Genomic DNA, 18,465 nt, shown 5'->3' with positions numbered 1-18,465 from the left:
CTGTTTCACTCAATCAACCCAGGAGTCCCGCCATGGAGCAGTTCACCGCCGCCGTCATCAACCCAGCCACGCTGTCGCGACCACGTTCCGTGCGTCCCCCGGCCGCCGGCAGCGTGACCGAACGATTGCCGTTCACGATCCGCCGGGTACAGACCCAGGCCGACCTGCAGAAGGCCGTGCGGATCCGGCACGCCGCCTATGCGCGCCACGTGCCGGATTTCGCACGCACGCTCGCGCAGCCTGAAGCGGCTGACTTCGATGCCGACACGATCGTGCTGCTGGCCGAGTCCAAGCTCGATGGCACGGCGATCGGCAGTACCCGCATCCGCACCAATCTGCACCGGCCGCTGGGTGTCGAAGAATCGGTGGTGCTGCCTGACTGGCTGCAGGGCAAGCGGCTGGTCGAGGCAACCCGGCTGGCCGTCGACGAAGGGCGGGTGGGGCGCATGGTAAAAATTGCATTGGTCAAGGCGTGTTTCATGTATTGCGAAGACAACGCGATCGACTTCTCGGTGGCGACGGGCCGCCCGCCGGTCGACCGGCAGTACGAGCAGATGCTGTTCGTCGACGTGTTCCCGGAAGATGGCCTGGTGCCGCTGCGCCATGTCGGCAATATCCCGCACCGCGTGATGGCCTTCGAGATCGCCACCTTCCAGCAGCGCTGGACCGAAGCGCGGCATCCGATGCTCGACTTCTTCTTCAACACGCTGCACCCGGATATCGACATCGGTCCGGTCGTCGTCCCATCGGTGCAGGCATGGCCGGCGCGGGAAGAACTGGCCGTCGCCTGAGACCCTGTTGCACGGCGCGCGATCGACGTTTGTTCAACTACGAAGGGCATGACGGCACTACGCTAAAGCTGTATCCTTGCGCTTTAGTGGCCGTCGCTGTCTGCACGGTGGTCACGCGTATTACCAAGGCCGCTCATGCCCAAGCTTTCCCATCAGTTTCGTGCTTCGCTGCCATCCGCGTTGCAAGCGGCGGTCGAACTGATTCTCAAGATATTTTCTTACTACCTCATCCCGATCGGGATCGCGGTGGTGTCGCTGATCGCGCTCGTTTTCTGGCACGACGAATACCGCACCAGTGGCGACGTGCCATTGACGATGCATGTGCTGGCCGATCCGGCCGGCACACTCGATCCTGCCAGCGCACTCGGGCAGGCGCGCGCGCGCCCGCTGACCAACACCCATGACACCCATCTGTCCGAAGCACCGGTCTGGTTCGTCGTCGAACCGATGCCGCGCCCGGGTGCACAGGTGCTCGAATTCCCGTCGCGCCATGCACTCGATATCGCCTGCTGGAATGCGGTCTCGCTGGCCCCGCTGGGCACTGCCAGCCGCAGCGACAGCACCGGTCTGCTGAGCGCCGACAAGGCCGGCTTCGCGCTGAGCGTCGCGCCGTTGCCGCGCCAGTTGCTGTGCCGCGGCACGTTCGCGGGCCCGGCCCGCCTGACGGTCGTGCAGTGGCCCATCGAGCAGTATGTGCTGTCGGTCAAGCAGTATCACCGCAAGTCGGGGCTGCTCGATGGCGGCATGATCGTGCTGGCGCTGTTCATCCTGATCACGGCACTGATCAACCGGCAGCCGGTGTACGTCATGTTTGCCGGCTGGCTGATCCTGAACCTGCGCGTGGGTGCGCTGTCGGCCGGCTGGGACATCCAGTGGCTCGGCCAGGCGGTACCGTCCGAATGGCTGCTGCGCAGCCGCGCCGTCACGTTTACGATGTACGGCATCGCGACGCTGACGCTGTACCAGGCGCTGCTGAAGGATCACCTGGCCGAGATGCGCTACGTGGTGCCGATGCGGGTCATGCAGTGGCTGTGCATGCCGATGCTGGCCGCCGCCATCCTGGTCCCGTATGGCATGTACCTGCCGCTGATGTGGGGCATCCTGGCGTGCTGCTTCTCGTTGATGACGATCGGCCTGTTCAAGATCATCGTCGAATCGCGCACGCGGGTCGCGGCCTGGTTCGCGGCGTCGTTCGCCGTCACCTTCATGGCGTCGCTGGCCGAGGTCGCGTCGGCCGCGTTCGGCATGCGCGAACTGCTGGGCGTGATCAACAGCGTCACCGCCGCGCTCGCGTCGAGCCTGCTGGCGGCGCTGGCCGTGGCCGAGCAGATGCGCATGGAAACCGAGAAGCGCCAGGAAGCGCAGGAAGAACTCGAGCATGCGTACAAGGCGATGCCGGTGGGCCTGTTCACGCTCGATATCTACGGCCACTTCCTGAGCGTGAATCCGGCGCTGCAGAAGATGCTCGGCATGACCGACTTCACGGCGGGCCGTACGGCGTGGCGCCAGTACTTCACTGAAGCGAGCTGGGCCGCTCTGCACGAGCAGGTCCATGCGAAAGTCGAAGCCGAGATGGAGCTGACGAGCCGCGACGGCGGCCAGCGCTTCCAGGTCAGCGCCACACTGGCCAGGTCGCGCATCGAGGGCGTGCTGCAGGACACCACCGAAAAACACAAGGCCACCGAGCAGCTGCGCTTCATGGCCAATAACGATCCATTGACCAAGGTCTTCAACCGGCGCGGCATCGAGCGCGAGTTCAGCAATGCCAGCGCTAGCCTGGCCGCCGGTCGACCGATGGCGCTGGCATATGTCGACCTCGACCGCTTCAAGCTGATCAACGATCTGTTCGGGCACGGCGCCGGCGATGAAGTGCTCAAGCAGGTGTGCGAGCGCATGGGCGCGATGCTGGCCGGCGGCCAGCAACTGGGCCGCGTGGGCGGCGACGAATTCGTGATCGTGATGCCCGAGACAGCGATACCGCTGGCCTCGATCATCGTCCGCGGCATCGTCGACCGGCTCGGCAGCACGCCATACCGCGTCGGTGACAAGGCGTTCCACGTGCGGGCGTCGGTTGGCCTGATCGAAGTGGTGCCAGGCATGCCGATGAAGGATGCCGTCTCCACCGCCGACCGCGCCTGCCGCGAAGCCAAGACCGGCACGGGCGACGGCCTGGTCGTGTACGAGCGCGACGCCGATGCGTTCCGTCAGCGCGCCGCCGAACTCGACCTGGTCGAGCGCCTGTCGGGGCCGGCCGCCACCGATGGCCTGCTGCTTGAGATGCAGCCGATCATGTCGCTGCGCACGCCGTTCGAATCGCTCAATTTCGAGGTGCTGCTGCGCATGCGCGAGCCGGATGGCCGCATCGTGCCGGCCGGCGCCGTGATTGTCGCCGCCGAAAAGAGTGGGCGCGCGAGCGTGATCGACCGCTGGGTGCTCACGAGTACGCTGGCCTGGATCGCCGAGCACAACGACGAACTGGTCAATACCCGCTTCGTCTGCATGAACCTGTCGGGCGCATCCCTCAATGACGAGCGCTTTGTGCAGGACACGTTCGACATTCTCGGCCGCTATGTGCACGTGGCCAGCCGCCTGTGTCTCGAAATCACCGAAAGCGTTGCCTTGCACGATCTGGACAACACGCGCCGCTTCATCGACCAGGTACGTGGCTTCGGCGTGAAGGTGGCGCTGGACGATTTCGGCGCCGGCTACACCTCGTTCTCGTACCTGAAAGAGCTGCCTGCGGACGTGCTCAAGATCGACGGCAATTTCATCGTCAATATCAACGCGCATCCGGCTAATGTGGCCATTGTGGAGGCCATCGTGAGCCTTGCCGTGAACCTGGGCATGAAGACAATCGCGGAATGGGCCGAGGACGCGGCCACGGTCCAGACACTGCAGGAAATCGGTGTCGATTACGTGCAGGGGTTCGTCGTGGCGCGCTCGATGCCACCCGAGCGCATTCTGGAGGGCCGCTCCAGTGCCAGCTTCATTCAGGATGCCGCGTTGCTGGCATTGTTGAGCGAGTGGGACAAGCCGCCCACGTCACATCTGGCCAGCGTCACGCGCTTGCATTAACCGGTCACGCTCACGGCAGCTCGTTCAGCCATGCAAAATGCCGTTCAGTTTGCACTGAACGGCATTTCTTGCATTGGGGGTCAGTCGAGGCCCGCCAATGCCGGAGTCGACCGCACGTCACTCAATACGAACTGGGCGCGCGCCGCCTTCAGCGTGGCAACGTCACTGGCCAGCGGTATTTCTGCTGCACGCGGGGTCGGAACATAACTACGTTGCATCGCGCGCGGTGGCGGCAAAACGCTGGCCTCGGCGACCAGAGGGTACGCGTGGACACGGGTCACGCCTTCGTTGGCTGGTTCGCTCGCCATCTGCACGGTCGTTGCGCCGACTTCACAAGGGCGGTCGGTCAGCGTCACGCGCCCTTCGTCATCGACGCACTTGACGATGCTGGTCTCGGAAAACGCGACCGGTGCAGCCATCATGGTGGCGGCCAGCAGGCACAGTTGGCAGAAATTACGCTTCATGATCGACTCCTCGGCTTTGTTTTAATTTCAACAATTTAATTGTCTTATTTGCATCATTTTTCTTCTGTGCGCCAATTCACACAGGCTTGTAGGCCTGCGCGCCGTCCGTTTGACAGCGTGCGACGGTAAGACTGTCCTTATCGCGTCCGAGGGCGTATAAGGGCTTGTTCATCATCCAGCAGGAGACTCGTGTGAAAACAGCCGTATTCAGTGCACGTCGCTATGACAAGACCATGCTGGCGCAGGCCAACGATGGCGTCGGCCATGCGTTGCTGTTCATCGAAGAGCGGCTCAGTGTCCAGACGGCGAGCCAGGCGGCCGGGTGCGTGGCGGTCTGCGTGTTCGTCAACGACACGGTCGATGCTGCCGTGCTGGAGATCCTGGCGCGGCAGGGCACGCGCCTCGTGGCCACGCGCTCGACCGGCTACAACCATATCGACGCCGCCGCCGCGCGCCGGCTCGGAATCGAAGTCGTGCGCGTCACCGACTATTCGCCCAATTCGGTCGCCGAATTCGCGGTCGGCCTGTTGCTGGCCGTGAACCGCAAGATCGCGCGTGCCAGCGTGCGCACGCGCGAAGGCAACTTCGACCTCGACGGTCTGATGGGCTTCGATTTGCATGGCAAGACGGTCGGCGTGATCGGCACCGGCAAGATCGGGCTGATCTTTGCCCGCATCATGGCCGGTTTCGGCTGTACGCTCGTGGGTCACGACCTGTATCCGACGCCGGCGTTCGAGGCGCTCGGTGGCCGCTACACGGGCGTGGACGAGCTGCTCGCCTGCAGCGACGTGGTCTCGCTTCATTGCCCGCTGCTGGACGCGACGCACCACATCGTCGATGCGGCCGCACTGGCGCGCGTCAAGCGCGGCTGTGTGCTGATCAACACCAGCCGCGGCGGGCTGGTCGATACCGATGCCGTAGTCCAGGCGCTCAAGACCGGCCAGCTGGGCGGTCTGGCAATCGACGTCTACGAGCAGGAAGCGAGCCTGTTCTTCCAGGACCTGTCGTCGACGATCATCCTCGACGACGTGATCCAGCGCCTGGTGTCGTTTCCGAACGTGATCGTCACCGGGCATCAGGCGTTCTTCACGGTCGAAGCGATCGGCCAGATCATGCGCACCACCATTGACAGCATCAGCGCATTCGAGCGCGGCGAGGCGCTGGTCAACCGCATTCCCGGCTGATGCAGGGCGCATGAATCGTCCCGCTTGCTGGACAGCGCACCTGGCCTGCGTTACGGTGCAGGGAGCACGCCAGCCACAAAGGAGCACACATGCACATCGAGACGATCCGCTTCGAGCGGGTATTTGACGTCCAGTCGGAGATGTTCAGTTTTGAGTCGGGCGGAAAACGCGAGTTTGCTGTGGCGTTCGATCGCAAGAGTGTGCCTGCCACAGGCTCGACGTTTGCCGTTGCATTCGAGGAGGCGGGCAACTGGCAGACGGTGAGCGGCTGGCGTGACCTGTCGACCACCAGGGTGAAGCTGCAACGCAGCGCCTGGGGCATCGCGATTGATCTGCTGCTGGATATGTACCTGTACGGGATTCCCATCCTTGTCATCGTGCTGGGTGGCGCGCTGCTGCTGGGTGGCCCGTGGGCGGCCTTGTTGGCCGTTGTCCTGATGGTGCTGGGAGCCTGTGCGATCGTCGTCGGCGGCGCCCTGCACAACCGCCAGATCGAGCAGGCGCTGCTTGCCGTCTCGCCGGATCAGGCGCGCACGGTCACAGCGCCTGACACGCAGGCGCGGCACCCGGATCCCACGGCCCCTGCGCGCTGAGCAGAGCACCCTTCGGTGCGCCGCCCGGTGGATCGAGCACGAACCGCGGTATCCACAGCGTCAGGCCCGACTGCGGCAGCGGCACGCCATACACGCCGCCAGACTGGCTGCGCCTGGCCGCGCCGCCGGATCCGACCAAGGTGGCAAAGCCGAAGTCCTGCATCACGTTCGCAAACAGCACGCTTGACGAGTAGGTCAGCGGACCGATTGCCACCTGGACCTTGCCGTTGAAGCGGGCTGGGTGATCGGGTTGCGGTTCGCGCCAGGTGGCGATCTGCGTGTGGATGATCTGGCCGACCTGTTCGCCGCGCTCGGGGTTGGCGCGCAACACGCGCTTGACGGCGCTCGAGCCGACGCGGTAATGCGCCGTCGCCAGGTACGGCATCAAGCCGTCGAGCCACATGACGTCGTCGCCGCCGGTGTTGGCGCGGATGTCGATGACGAGGTGCCTGATGTGTTCCTGCCGCATGCGTGTGAACGCGGCCTGCGTAAAGGCAACGAAGTCTGCCAGGTGGGCGCTATCGAACGAGCTGACGGTCATGACCGCCGAACAGCCGGGCACGGTGTCGAGCCGGTACAGGCGCGCGATGTCCACCTCGTCCTGCAGCATGCGCGGCTGGTCCGTGCTGCCGGGGATCGCAAGTTCGCTGCGCTGGCCATCACGTTCGATCACGAGCCGGTACTGCTGCGCAGGGCCGAGCGTTTTCCAGTGATACAGCCACCAGCGCTGCGCCAGCAGGGCCATGCGCATCGCGGGCGTATCGCCGTGGACGCGGGATGCCAGGCTGGCCACGAGCGTGTCGGCCGGCACACCGTCGATGGCGACGATGCGCGCGCCGGCCAGGGGTGACGCTGCGCCTCCCAATGCAGCATCGATGACGAGGCGGCCCTGCGAATCGAACGCCACATTGAACGGGAACAGGGCGCCGCCGGCAGCGCGGTGCGCTGCGGTATCTGCGCGCCAGTCGGTCAGCGTGATCGCAAGATGTCCGTCGGCCAGCAGCGGATTGATGCGGGCCACCTGGCGCCACGCTTCATCGCGCGTCATCGACGCCGGCAGGTCGCGCCCGATCGCTTCCAGTGCAGCAGTCACGGCCGCGTCGCTCGTCGAAAAACCCGGGTCCGGATGCTGGTCGCGCACGGTCCTGAGCACGAGATCGATATCCTGTTGCAGCGCTTGTTTCGTGATGACGGGCGCGGCGTGCGCAGCTTGCCCCAACAGCAGAAAAGCGAACCAACTGGTGACGGCAAAATGCAACGGATACATATGCTTCCTCGGTGTATGCAACGTGGCGTCTCCTGCGACGATCGGTTACTGTGCCAACAATTACATCGAAAAACTATCTGATTGGCAACGTCTGCATACGATTGTTCAGCCACCTCGCCGTCGGGTTTGACGTTCGTCCGGGTGGCCGATAGACTGCGCCATCGTCTTCCTTACCCATGCCCCTGAAAGGACCACCCGCATGACCATGCTCCAGCTTCCCACGTATGACGACGTCGTCCAGGCCGCCGAACGCATTGCCGGCGCCGCGCACCGCACGCCGGTGCTGACCTCACGCACCGTCAACGAGGAGTTCGGCGCCGAGGTGTTCTTCAAGTGCGAAAACATGCAGCGCATGGGGGCCTTCAAGTTCCGGGGCGGCTACAACGCGCTGGCCAGGTTCAGCCCGGCGCAGCGGCGCGCTGGCGTCGTGGCGTTCTCGTCGGGTAATCACGCGCAGGCGATCGCGCTGTCGGCGCGGCTGCTGGACATCCCGGCCACGATCATCATGCCCGAGGACGCGCCGGCCGCGAAGGTCGCCGCCACGCGCGGCTATGGCGCCACCGTCGTGACCTACGACCGGTATACCGAGGACCGCGAGCAGATCGGCCGCGCGCTGGCCGAGCGTGATGGCCTGACGCTGATCCCGCCGTATGACCACGCGGACGTGATTGCAGGGCAGGGCACCGCGGCCAAGGAACTGTTCGATGAGGTCGGCCCGCTCGACGCGTTCTTCGTGTGCCTGGGCGGCGGTGGGCTGCTGTCGGGCTCGGCACTGGCCACGCGTGCCTTGTCGCCTGGGTGCCTGCTGTATGGCGTCGAACCAGAAGCGGGCAACGATGGCCAGCAGTCGTTCCGTACCGGGCAGATCGTGCATATCGACACGCCGCGCACGATCGCCGATGGCGCGCAGACGCAGCACCTGGGGCAGCTGACGTTCCCGATCATCCAGCGCGACGTCGATGACATCCTGACCGTCAGCGACGACGAACTGGTGGCGTGCATGCGGTTCTTTGCCGAGCGCATGAAGATCGTCGTGGAGCCGACGGGGTGCCTGGGCTTTGCGGCGGCGCGCAAGATGAAGGACAGCTTGCGTGGCAAGCGGATCGGCGTGCTGGTCAGTGGCGGGAATATCGATCTGGCCCGCTTCGCGAGCCTGATCGGGGCTTGACCCCGCTAAGCGCTCAGGCCGCCAGCGGCAACGCCACCTGCAGCAGGAAACCGCCACCGTCGCGGTTGCTCACTTCGAGCCCTGCATTGTGGCGCGTGAGCACCCGCTCGACGATGGCCAGGCCCAGCCCGGCCCCATTGGCCTGGCCCCGCGCGCTGTCCAGCCGCGTGAAAGGCTTCATCAGTTGCGCGATCTGGTCCGGCGGCACGCCGACGCCATGGTCGCCGATCTCGATCACGGCGCGTCGGCCGTGGCCCGTTGCTTTCACGCGCAGCACGATGTCGATCTCGGTGTAGTCCTGCCCCGGCGTGACGCCGTAACGGCGGGCGTTCTCGATGATGTTGTTGATCACGCGCCGCAGGTCGGTGGCGTTGCCCTGTACGTGCACGTCCGGCATCAGGTCGGTCCTGATGCGCAGGCTCGGGATGCGGCCCGCGTGGTGGCCGATGTCCGCCAGCAGCTCTGACAGATCCACCGGCACGAACGTGGCCGCTTCGGTCGGCTTGGCGTAGTCGAGGAACTGGCCGATGATGGCGTCCATCTGCGCGATGTCCGATTGCATGCCGTCGCGCGCTTCCTGCGACAGGTTGGCCATCTCGACCTCGAGGCCCATGCGCGCCAGCGGCGTGCGCAGATCGTGCGAGATGCCGGCCAGGATCACGGCGCGGTCCTTCTCGACCTGGGCCAGGTCTTCAACCATCTGGTTGAAGCTGCGATTGGCCTCGATGATCTCTTGCGAGCCTTTTTCGGGCAGCCGCGCAGGGCGCTCGCCCTTGGCGATGGCGCGGGCAGCCGACGTCAGGCGCGCCAGCGGCCGGTTGACGAGGCTCGAGATCAGCGCTGCGCCCAGGACCGACAGCAGGCCGACGACCACTGCCCAGCCGAGCCACTGCACGCGCGTCAGACCCGCCAGACGCTCGCGCTCGAGCATCAGCCAGTATTTGTCATCCTCGATATTGAAGCTGATGTAAAAGCCGGGCACGCCATTCACGCCACTGGAAAAGCGGGTGTCGGCGCCGAGTCGCTCGCGCACGATGGCGGCAATCTCGGGCATCAGGGGATTGTGCGGTGGCGGATCGATGATGTCCGTGTCTTCGAGCGTGAAGATGCGGATGCCTTCGTTCGACGCCAGTTCGAGCAGCAGTTCGAGCCGCAGGTCGGGCGCCGAGTGCGTCAGCGCGGCCTTGGTGATGGTGACGACGGACACGACCGTTTCGGCCGTCTGCTGCACTTGCGGGCCGCGCTGGTAGACGTTGATCATGCCGATCCAGGCGCCCATCGAGACGGCGGTGAGCACCGACATCAGGAAGAACGTGCGCCAGAACAGGCCGCTCTTGAACCAGGCAAAGCGCACGGCGCGATGCGCCGCCGCGAGCGACGTAAATGCAGGAGGCTTCACTAGCGCGGCTGACCCTCAGGGATGAACACATAGCCCAGGCCCCAGACGGTCTGGATGTACAGCGGGCTCGAAGGATCGGGTTCGATCAGCTTGCGCAGGCGCGAGATCTGGACGTCGAGCGAGCGGTCGAACACTTCGTATTCGCGGCCACGGGCCAGTTCCATCAGCTTTTCGCGCGACAGCGGCTGGCGTGCATGGCGCGCAAACACCTTGAGCACCGAGAATTCGCCGGTGGTCAACGGCACGGTCTCGCCGTTTTTCTTCAGCGTGCGCGTGCCGAGATCAAGGATGAAGTCGCCGAACTCGAAGGTTTGCGGGGTTTCCGATGGCGCGCCCGGGATTTCGTCGGGGCCTTTGCGGCGCAGCACCGCGCCGATGCGGGCCACCAGTTCGCGCGGGTTGAACGGCTTGGGCAGGTAGTCGTCGGCGCCCATCTCGAGGCCAACGATGCGGTCGACGTCTTCGCCCTTGGCGGTCAACATGATGATCGGGGTCTGGTCACCGGCGCCGCGCAGGCGGCGGCAGATCGACAGGCCGTCTTCGCCGGGCAGCATCAGGTCGAGCACGAGCAGGTCGTAGCGTTCGCGCAGCCACAGCTTGTTCATGGCGGGTGCACTTTCGGCAGTCACGACCTGGAAACCCTGTTCGGTCAGATAACGGCGCAGCAGATCGCGCAGGCGCACGTCGTCATCCACGACCATGATCTTGGCGGAGTGGCCGCCCTGCGTGCCCGTACCCACGTTAATGTTCGAAGTCGATGAAGTCATGGAACTGTCCAGAATTGTCAGATGAATGTCGCTATGGTAACTTCTTATGGCGGCGCCGCAGGCACGACTCAGCTCAGCCATTACAATGTGTTACAAACTTTACCCAATTAGTCTTACCCCGCCTGCGCGATCAACCTACACTGGCGTCAAGTGATCAACACAGCTTATCCGTTTATCAGGCATCACGGAAGAGGAACACCATGAACCACGCGCTCAACGACAATCCAGCAGCACCCGGTACCGCTCGCGGCCGGCTCGCCCGGCTTGTGCGCCTTGGTGTTTTCGCCTGCGCGTTTGCAGCAACCGGTGCCGGCGCTTTGGCCCAGGACCAGGACCGCAACCGCCGCAGCGACGACGTCCAGGCGCGCGAGCGTTACGACATGCAGGCCCTGCGCGACGCGCGCGCATTCGAAGTGCGCGAGCAGGGCCGCCGCAATGCCGAGGTCCAGCAGGACACGGTGCGTGAAGAGCGGCCTCGCGGGCGCCTGTCGCCGGACGAGCGGCGCGACCTGCGCCGCCAGATCAAGGAAGGTGCGGATCTGTATCCCAATTCGCGCCGCCGCTGACACGCGGCTGCTTCAGCAAAACGACGGCGCCTCTGGCGCCGTTGTCGTATTTGGCGTTTGATCGGTATCAATCGCACGCGGCCGGCCCGCCTCGCTAGTCCGATGCCCACCCTGTGCATTTTCTTTTTCGCAAATTTATTGCTATATGTTTATTTAGTTAGCGCAACATGCTATGTTGGCGAGCGCCTTACTGTTGGTAAGGTCAGCCACCAACAACATCCGCAACCTGGAGCGCAAACGTGTCCGATGTCGTCTTATCTTCTGTAGCACGCTTTGTCTCTGACGGACCAGAGCACTGCATCGTTCGGCGCGAGGACGGCGTGTACGCCGACCCGGAAGCGCTCGGCACGACTCTCGTGGCGGCGCTCGACAGCTTGCTGCGCGCCGGCCACTACCTGGCGGGACTCGATTACCCGATACTCATCAAGGCGCTGTATGGCCATGGCCCGGCATTGCCGCGCGATGCCGCGGGCCGGGTGCAGGTGCGCATCGCCGCTGACATTCGCCCGTTCACCCCGGCCCGCCAGGCGCTGTACCGTTCAGTGAAAATCACGGACGGCCAGGCCGAATACTATTTCGAGCCGGTGGTCGAACCCGATCCCGACGGCGGCGAGCGGCCAACCGCGCTCGATGCCGACGAATTTGTCGCCGACATGTGGGTCAAGGGGATCCGCTTCGGCGCCGATGTCGCCGCCATCGCGGAGGCCATCGGCAAGGGCGCGGCCGGGCGCTACGTGGTGGCGCGCCGTTTGCCGCCCGTCGACGGCGACGCCGCGCGCGTCGAAGAAGTCACGAACGAACTGCACCGCAGCGATGCGCCGCTCGAACTGGCCAATGGCAAGCTCGACCTCATGAGCTTCCAGAATCGCTTTCCGCAAGTGCGCATGGGTACACGCCTGCTGCGCAAGGTGCCCCGCACGGCGGGCAGTCCCGGTTTCGAGCTGACCGGCATTCCGCTCCTGGCCGAGATCGGCAAGGACCTCGACCTGGCCGCCTATGCCGCCGAAGGCACCGGTATCGACGTCGTTCCTGCGGGCGAATTCCTGATCGCGCGCCGCGACGGATTTCTGAATGTCGACCCGAAAAGCAGCCGCATCGCGATCTCCGACAAGATCGTCAGCCGCGATGGCGTCAGCGCCAGGACCACGGGCAACCTGAACCTGAGCGGCGACTACGAAGAATTCGGCGAGGTGCAGGAACAGCGCACCATCGAAGGTGACAGCATCACCGTGCATGCGGACGTGTATGGCCACGTGCTCTCGCGCGGCGGCGCCGTCCGCCTGGAGCGCAACCTGGTCGGCGGCAGCGCGCGCAACATGAATGGCGGCGTGCGCGTGCTGGGCGTGGCCTCCAGCGCCACGATCCAGGCGGCCAAGGGGGACGTGGTGCTGGGGCGGGCCGAGAACTGCGTGATTTCCGGTGCGCGCATCCGGGTCGAGACCGCGATCAACTGCGAGATCATGGGCGACGACGTCGAGGTCACGCACGCCGAAGGCAGCGCGATTGCCGGCCGGCGCGTCCGGATCGGCCGCGCCGCGCCCTGGAAGCAGGGCGAGATGCTGGTATATCTGCTGCGGCCCGATTGCGCGCGCATCGACGATGCGATGGCCCAGGTGCGCGAGCGCATCGGGCAGTTCGGCCAGCTCGCGGCGCGCCACCGCGCATCGATCGAGACGCTGACGGCCCAGCCGCATCTGAGCAAGTACCTGAAGATCGCGCCGCGCATCCGCAGCGGCGATCTGGTGCTCAAGCCCGAGCAGGTGCCGCAGTTCCAGCGCATGACCGATACCGCGGGGCCCGCGCTCAAGGAGCTTGGCCGCTTGTCGGACGAAGCGAAAAAGCTCGACGCCGAACGGCAGTCAGGGATGGCGGTGCTGGGCCGCCTGGAAGCGCAGCGTTATGACCGCGTCGGCGCGGCGCAGATTGCACTCGAGGCCATTGCCGGCGAGGTGCAGGTGCGCGCATTGCCGTACGAGCCGGATCTTGGCTGCATCTGGGACCAGGGGCCGCGCGACATCCGGCTGCGCCTGCGCGATGCCATCGGCACCGAATTGTTGCATGCAGGCCGCGAGGGCGCCTGGGCCTGGGATTCCGCATCCGCCGTCTCGCCGGGATGATCCTTTCCGCCCAGGGGGCGGCCAGTTCAAGTTGATGGTAGTCAACATCAGGCCGGGAGGCAGGCATACGATGGTGGTCGGACTGACGAAGGATCCACCATGCACACCACATCGCGCGCGCCACGGTCTGGCGCACCCCGGGATTACCTCAGCTTCATGCTCGACGGGCAGGAGTACGGACTCGATTGCGCGCGCGTGCAAGAACTCAAATTGCTCAAGTCCCTTGAACGCTTCGCGGAAGATGGCGACATCATCGGCGGCGTGGCGTTGTCGCATGGCGTGATCCTGCCGGTGATCGACATGCGTACCACTGCCACGCAAGTGGTGAATGCGCACGGCGGTGTGGTGCATCCCGATACCGACGTGATCATCCTGCGCCTGTCGAGCGGCCTGGTGGGAATGGTCGTGGAAGGGGTGACTGGGATCGTGCACGTGCGCCCGGAAGCCGTGCAAACCGTCCCGGGCGAAGCGGGCGCCAGTTACCTGATCGGCATTGCCCGCATCGACGGCCGCTGCGTAATCCTGATCGACATCGATGGCCTGATGTCGTTGTCGCCGCGGCGGCCGCTCAGGGCCGCCTGACGGCGTCGTACTGCCAGCTTACGCCAGCGCTTCCAGCTGTTCCTGCAATTCCAGCCACTCCATCTCGAACGTTTCCAGATCGCGTGCCACGAACGCCTGGTCGGCCACCAGCGTCTTGAGACGATCCTTGTTCTGCGCATCGTAGATCGTCGGGTCGAGCAGGGCGGCATCGATCGTGGCCTTCTTGGCCTGCAGCTTGGCCATCTGCTCGTCCAGACGCTTGACCTTGTTCTCGATCGGCTTGCGCTGCGCGGCGTTGCGCTGGCGCTCTTCGGCGCCCAGGCGCTTCTGTTCCTTGCGCTCGGCCGGCGTGGCGCTCGGCACCGGCGCGACGGGCGCAGCGGCCTTGGCCAGCGGCAGGATGTCGGTGCCCTTGCCCAGCTTGGTCTTGAACAGCCAGTCCTTGTAGTCGTCCAGGTCGCCGTCAAATGGTTGCAGGCGGCCGTCGGCAACGATGATGAATTCATCGGTCGTCGCGCGCAGCAGGTGGCGATCGTGGGACACGACGATCAGCGTGCCTTCGAACTGCGCCAGCGCCATCGTCAGCGCCTCGCGTGTTTCCAGGTCCAGGTGGTTGGTCGGTTCATCGAGCAGCAGCAGGTTTGGCCGCTGCCAGACGATCAGGGCCAGCGCCAGACGCGCCTTCTCGCCGCCCGAGAACGGCTTGATCGAGCTGGTCACCATATCGCCCGGGAAGTTGAAGCTGCCCAGGAAGTTGCGCAGTTCCTGCTCGCGCACCGTCGGCGCGATTTTGGCCAGGTGCCACAGGGGCGACTCGTCATGGCGCAGCATCTCGACCTGGTGCTGGGCGAAGTAGCCGATCGACAGGCCTTTACCAATGGTCGCTTCGCCGGTCAGTGGCATCAGCTCGCCGGCGATGGTCTTGATCAGCGTCGACTTGCCGGCGCCGTTCACACCCAGCAAGCCAATGCGCTGGCCGATGGTCAGCGAAAAGTCGATGTGGTTGACGATGGTTTTCTTGCCGACCTTGTCGCCATGCTCGTCGAGCAGGAAGTAGCCGGCATCGACCTTGTCGAGCACCAGCAGCGGATTCGGTGCCGACAGCGGCTCGCGGAAGTCGAACGAGAATTCGGCTGCGGCGCGCAGCGGTGCCAGCTCTTCCATCTTGGCCAGGGCCTTCATGCGGCTCTGGGCCTGGCGTGCCTTGGAGGCCTGCGCCTTGAAGCGGTTGACGAACGACTCGAGGTGCGCGCGCTGGCGCTGCTGCTTCTCGAGGGCGCCGGCGGCCAGGATCATCTGGGCGGCGCGCTGGCGCTCGAAGCCCGAGTAGTTGGCCGTGTAGCGCTTCAGCTTGCGCTCGTCGATGTGCACAATCACGTTGACCACTTCATCGAGGAAGTCGCGATCGTGGGAAATGATGATCAGGGTGCCCGTGTAGCGCTTGAGCCAGTCTTCGAGCCAGATGATCGCATCCAGATCCAGGTGGTTGGTCGGTTCATCGAGCAGCAGCAGGTCGGACGGGCACATCAGCGCCTGCGCCAGGTTCAGGCGCATGCGCCAGCCGCCCGAGAAGCTTGCCACCGGCTGGTTCATCTGTGCCAGCGAAAAGCCCAGACCCAGCAGCAGCTGTTCGCCGCGCGACTGCACCGTGTAGCCGTCGGCGTCGGCCAGCATGCCGTGCAACTCACCCAGGCGCATGCCGTGGGCGTCGACGTCCGGGTGCGATTCCAGTTCTTCCAGCTCGGCCTGGAGTTTGCGCAGGCCGACGTCGCCGTCAATGGCGTAGTCGAGCGCCGCGCGGTCCAGCGCTGGGGTTTCTTGCGCCACGTACGCCATGCGCCATTTGGCCGGGAAGTCGATCTGGCCCTGGTCCGGGTGCAGCTCGTTACGGAGCATGCCGAACAGGCTCGATTTGCCGGCGCCGTTGGCGCCGATCAGGCCGATCTTGTCGCCCGGGTTGAGGGTCAGGTCGGCATCGACGAGCAGCGGCTTGGTGCCGCGCATCAGGCTGACGTTCTGGATACGGATCATGGTGTGGGACGCTTGAAAGTTGACGTGCAGCGTGGGGTGGGCAACCGAGTCGCCAACCCCACGGATAAAAGAAGGATGCGGATGATTACGCGTTTTGCAGCTGTTCGGCCGTCAGCAGGAACACGGCATCGTCGCCGATGCTGGTGGTCAGCCAGGTCAGGCCCAGGTGGCCGAACGCGGCTTCGGCGTACTCGCGCTCGTTGCCGATTTCAACCACCAGGATGCCTTCCGGCGTCAGGCGCTCGGCGGCGCCGGCGATGATCTTGCGCACCAGGTCCATGCCGTCTTCGCCACCGGCCAGCGCGATCTGCGGCTCGACCATGTATTCCTGCGGCAGCGTGCGCATCGATTCGGCATTCACGTACGGCGGGTTGGTGATGATCAGGTCGTATTTCTTGAACGGCACGTTCTCGTACAGGTCGGACTCGATCGGGTTCACACGCCCTTCGAGTTTGTATTCGCGGATATTTGTCTCGGCAACGGCCAGCGCATCCTTCGAGATGTCGATCGCATCTACGACCGCGTTGGCAAACGTATCGGCCATCATGATCGCAAGGCAACCGCTGCCGGTGCACAGCTCAAGCACGTTTTCCACGCCATCCGGGTCCACCAGCCATGGGCTGAACTGCTGCGGAATCAGCTCGGCAATGAACGAGCGCGGCACCAGCACGCGTTCGTCGACATAGAAGCGGTACTCGCCCAGCCATGCCTCTTTGGTGATGTAGGCGGCCGGCACGCGCTCGGTCACGCGGCGCTCGATCACGGCCAGCACCTGCAGCACTTCGTCGTCCAGCAGCCTGGCGTCGAGGAACGGCTCCAGGCGGTCGAGCGGCAGCTTCAGGGTGTGCAGGATCAGGTAGGCGGCTTCGTCGAACGCTTCGACGCTGCCGTGGCCGAAGAACAGCTTGGCACCGTTGAAACGGGTGATCGCATAGCGCAGCAGGTCGCGCGGCGTGGAGAATGAGGTGGTGGTCATGGCCTGGATGATGGGTTGTAGGGCTTCAAGCGGCCAGCAGGCGCTGGAGCGTACGGCGATAGATATTCTTCAGGGGATCGATGTAGCGCAGTTCGATGTGCTCGTCGATTTTATGAATGCTGGCGTTCGGTGGGCCGAATTCTATCACCTGAGGGCAGATGCGGGCGATGAAGCGGCCATCCGAGGTGCCGCCGGAGGTCGATAATTCGGTATGGACGCCCAGTTCGTCGCTGATTGCGGTGCAGACGGCGTCCGACAGCGTGCCTTTCTCGGTCAGGAAAGGCAGGCCCGACAGGGTCCAGTCCAGATCGTAGTCCAGGCCGTGGCGGTCGAGGATCGCATGCACGCGCGCCTGCAGGCCTTCGGCCGTGCTGGCGGTCGAGAAGCGGAAGTTGAAGTCCAGACTGACGCTGCCGGGAATCACGTTGTTGGCGCCCGTACCGGCGGCGATGTTCGACACTTGCCAGCTGGTGGGCGCGTAGTACTCGTTGCCTTCGTCCCAGACTTCCAGCGTCAGCTCGGCCAGTGCCGGCGCGGCCTGGTGGATCGGATTGCGCGCCAGTTGCGGATAGGCGATGTGGCCCTGAATGCCCTTGACCGTCAGGTGGCCCGACAGCGAACCGCGCCGGCCATTCTTGATCGTGTCGCCCAGCACGTGGTTCGAGGTCGGCTCGCCCACCAGGCAATAGTCGGGCGCGACGCCCCGTTCTTCGAGAAGGTCGCAGACGATGGCGGTGCCATCGACCGCCGGGCCTTCTTCGTCGCTCGTGATCAACAACGCGATCGAGCCGCGGTGCTCCGGACAGGCGGCAATGAACTCTTCGCACGCGACGACCATCGCCGCGATCGATGTCTTCATGTCGGACGCGCCGCGCCCGTACAGTTTGCCGTCGCGTTGCGTCGGCATGAACGGCTCGGATGTCCACTGGTGCAGCGGACCGGCCGGCACCACATCGGTATGGCCGGCAAACACGAACAGCGGTGCATTCTCGCCCTTGCGGGCCCACAGATTGGTCACGCCGTTCGAGACGATCGTCTCGCACACGAAGCCCAGCGGCGCCAGCAGTTCGATCAGGCGCTGCTGGCAACCTTTGTCCTGGGGCGTGATCGAGTCGAGCGCGATCAGCTCTTCGGTGAGCAGCAGGGTGCGTGACGGCCTCATGCTGCCGCCCCAAATTTCTCTTCAAATACAGCCGGCGAAAAACCGACCGTCACCGGGCCGGCGCCTTGCACGACCGGGCGCTTGATGACCGACGGGTTCTCGAGCATCAGCGCCATGGCGCTGTCGGCATCGACGATGGCCGCCTTGCGTTCGTCCGGCAAGTTGCGCCAGGTGGTGCCCTTGCGGTTGACCAGCGTAGTCCAGTCGAGGTCTTGCAGCCAGGCCTTCACCAGTTCAGGCGTGAGCCCTTGCTTCTTGAAGTCGTGGAACGTGAAGTCGATGCCGTGATCCTGCAGCCAGGTGCGGGCTTTTTTCACGGTGTCGCAATTGGGGATGCCGTAGAGGGTAGTCGTCATGGGATA

At 64.8% G+C, this 18,465-nt stretch carries 16 protein-coding genes; 8 read left to right on the top strand and 8 right to left on the bottom strand.

Annotated features, from left to right (window positions below):
• Window positions 1-32: 32 nt before the first annotated feature.
• A complete protein-coding gene (locus tag AC56LW_RS01225; RefSeq protein ID WP_499630833.1) occupies window positions 33-791 on the top strand; it encodes an N-acyl amino acid synthase FeeM domain-containing protein in 759 nt (252 codons plus the stop codon).
• 135 nt (window positions 792-926) lie between these two features.
• Window positions 927-3,866: a putative bifunctional diguanylate cyclase/phosphodiesterase gene (locus AC56LW_RS01220; protein WP_499630830.1), complete on the top strand. Its 2,940-nt coding sequence runs from the start codon at window positions 927-929 to the stop codon at window positions 3,864-3,866.
• Window positions 3,867-3,946: 80 nt separating this feature from the next.
• Here AC56LW_RS01220 and AC56LW_RS01215 read toward each other — a convergent pair whose 3' ends face one another.
• A complete protein-coding gene (locus AC56LW_RS01215; RefSeq protein WP_499630827.1) occupies window positions 3,947-4,330 on the bottom strand; it encodes a DUF4124 domain-containing protein in 384 nt (127 codons plus the stop codon).
• A gap of 191 nt (window positions 4,331-4,521) precedes the next feature.
• Here AC56LW_RS01215 and AC56LW_RS01210 point away from each other — a divergent pair, with 191 nt between their 5' ends.
• Complete coding sequence (locus tag AC56LW_RS01210; protein ID WP_499630825.1) at window positions 4,522-5,514, top strand: 2-hydroxyacid dehydrogenase; 993 nt, start codon at window positions 4,522-4,524, stop codon at window positions 5,512-5,514.
• Window positions 5,515-5,603: 89 nt separating this feature from the next.
• Entirely contained in the window at window positions 5,604-6,107 is a 504-nt protein-coding gene (locus tag AC56LW_RS01205) for a hypothetical protein (RefSeq protein ID WP_499630822.1), read from the top strand.
• Here AC56LW_RS01205 and AC56LW_RS01200 read toward each other — a convergent pair.
• Window positions 6,052-7,374, bottom strand: a complete 1,323-nt coding sequence (locus AC56LW_RS01200) for a S41 family peptidase (protein WP_499630819.1) — start codon at window positions 7,372-7,374, stop codon at window positions 6,052-6,054. The two genes, AC56LW_RS01205 and AC56LW_RS01200, sit on opposite strands and share 56 nt — an antisense overlap.
• 199 nt (window positions 7,375-7,573) lie before the next feature.
• On the opposite strand from AC56LW_RS01200, the gene AC56LW_RS01195 reads away from it, so the two are divergent.
• Window positions 7,574-8,542 (top strand): threo-3-hydroxy-L-aspartate ammonia-lyase, encoded by a 969-nt coding sequence (locus AC56LW_RS01195; RefSeq protein ID WP_499630817.1) that lies wholly within the window; start codon window positions 7,574-7,576, stop codon window positions 8,540-8,542.
• Window positions 8,543-8,555: 13 nt separating this feature from the next.
• Here AC56LW_RS01195 and AC56LW_RS01190 read toward each other — a convergent pair whose 3' ends face one another.
• Window positions 8,556-9,941 (bottom strand): sensor histidine kinase family protein, encoded by a 1,386-nt coding sequence (locus AC56LW_RS01190; RefSeq protein WP_499630814.1) that lies wholly within the window; start codon window positions 9,939-9,941, stop codon window positions 8,556-8,558.
• The gene (ompR, locus tag AC56LW_RS01185; RefSeq protein WP_258834804.1) at window positions 9,941-10,708 is read right to left on the bottom strand and encodes an osmolarity response regulator transcription factor OmpR; all 768 of its coding nucleotides are present in this window, start codon (window positions 10,706-10,708) and stop codon (window positions 9,941-9,943) included. Before ompR ends, AC56LW_RS01190 begins: the two co-directional genes overlap by 1 nt.
• Before the next feature lie 200 nt (window positions 10,709-10,908).
• Between ompR and AC56LW_RS01180 the strand changes: the two genes are divergently transcribed.
• From AC56LW_RS01180 to AC56LW_RS01170, 3 genes are all read left to right on the top strand, one after another.
• Window positions 10,909-11,274: a hypothetical protein gene (locus tag AC56LW_RS01180; protein ID WP_332531124.1), complete on the top strand. Its 366-nt coding sequence runs from the start codon at window positions 10,909-10,911 to the stop codon at window positions 11,272-11,274.
• A gap of 320 nt (window positions 11,275-11,594) precedes the next feature.
• Entirely contained in the window at window positions 11,595-13,391 is a 1,797-nt protein-coding gene (locus tag AC56LW_RS01175) for a flagellar assembly protein A (protein ID WP_499630810.1), read from the top strand.
• Between the two features lie 99 nt (window positions 13,392-13,490).
• Window positions 13,491-13,973 carry a chemotaxis protein CheW gene (locus AC56LW_RS01170; RefSeq protein ID WP_332531126.1) on the top strand — a complete coding sequence of 161 codons (483 nt, stop codon included), beginning with the start codon at window positions 13,491-13,493 and terminating at the stop codon, window positions 13,971-13,973.
• Between the two features lie 18 nt (window positions 13,974-13,991).
• On the opposite strand, the gene AC56LW_RS01165 is transcribed toward AC56LW_RS01170, so the two are convergent.
• From AC56LW_RS01165 to AC56LW_RS01150, 4 genes are all read right to left on the bottom strand, one after another.
• A complete protein-coding gene (locus AC56LW_RS01165) occupies window positions 13,992-15,965 on the bottom strand; it encodes an ATP-binding cassette domain-containing protein (protein ID WP_258834801.1) in 1,974 nt (657 codons plus the stop codon).
• Between the two features lie 85 nt (window positions 15,966-16,050).
• Window positions 16,051-16,941, bottom strand: a complete 891-nt coding sequence (prmB, locus tag AC56LW_RS01160; RefSeq protein WP_499503003.1) for a 50S ribosomal protein L3 N(5)-glutamine methyltransferase — start codon at window positions 16,939-16,941, stop codon at window positions 16,051-16,053.
• A 25-nt stretch (window positions 16,942-16,966) separates the two neighbouring features.
• On the bottom strand, window positions 16,967-18,103 hold the full coding sequence (dapE, locus tag AC56LW_RS01155) for a succinyl-diaminopimelate desuccinylase (RefSeq protein WP_499630807.1): 1,137 nt from the start codon (window positions 18,101-18,103) through the stop codon (window positions 16,967-16,969).
• The gene (locus AC56LW_RS01150; protein WP_499630804.1) at window positions 18,100-18,459 is read right to left on the bottom strand and encodes an ArsC family reductase; all 360 of its coding nucleotides are present in this window, start codon (window positions 18,457-18,459) and stop codon (window positions 18,100-18,102) included. Before AC56LW_RS01150 ends, dapE begins: the two co-directional genes overlap by 4 nt.
• Window positions 18,460-18,465: the final 6 nt, after the last annotated feature.

The sequence above is a fragment of the Telluria sp. LT2P80 genome, from assembly GCF_059685955.1.
The sequence above is the reverse complement of the archived record's forward strand: the minus strand, read 5'-3'. Positions and strand labels throughout refer to the sequence as shown.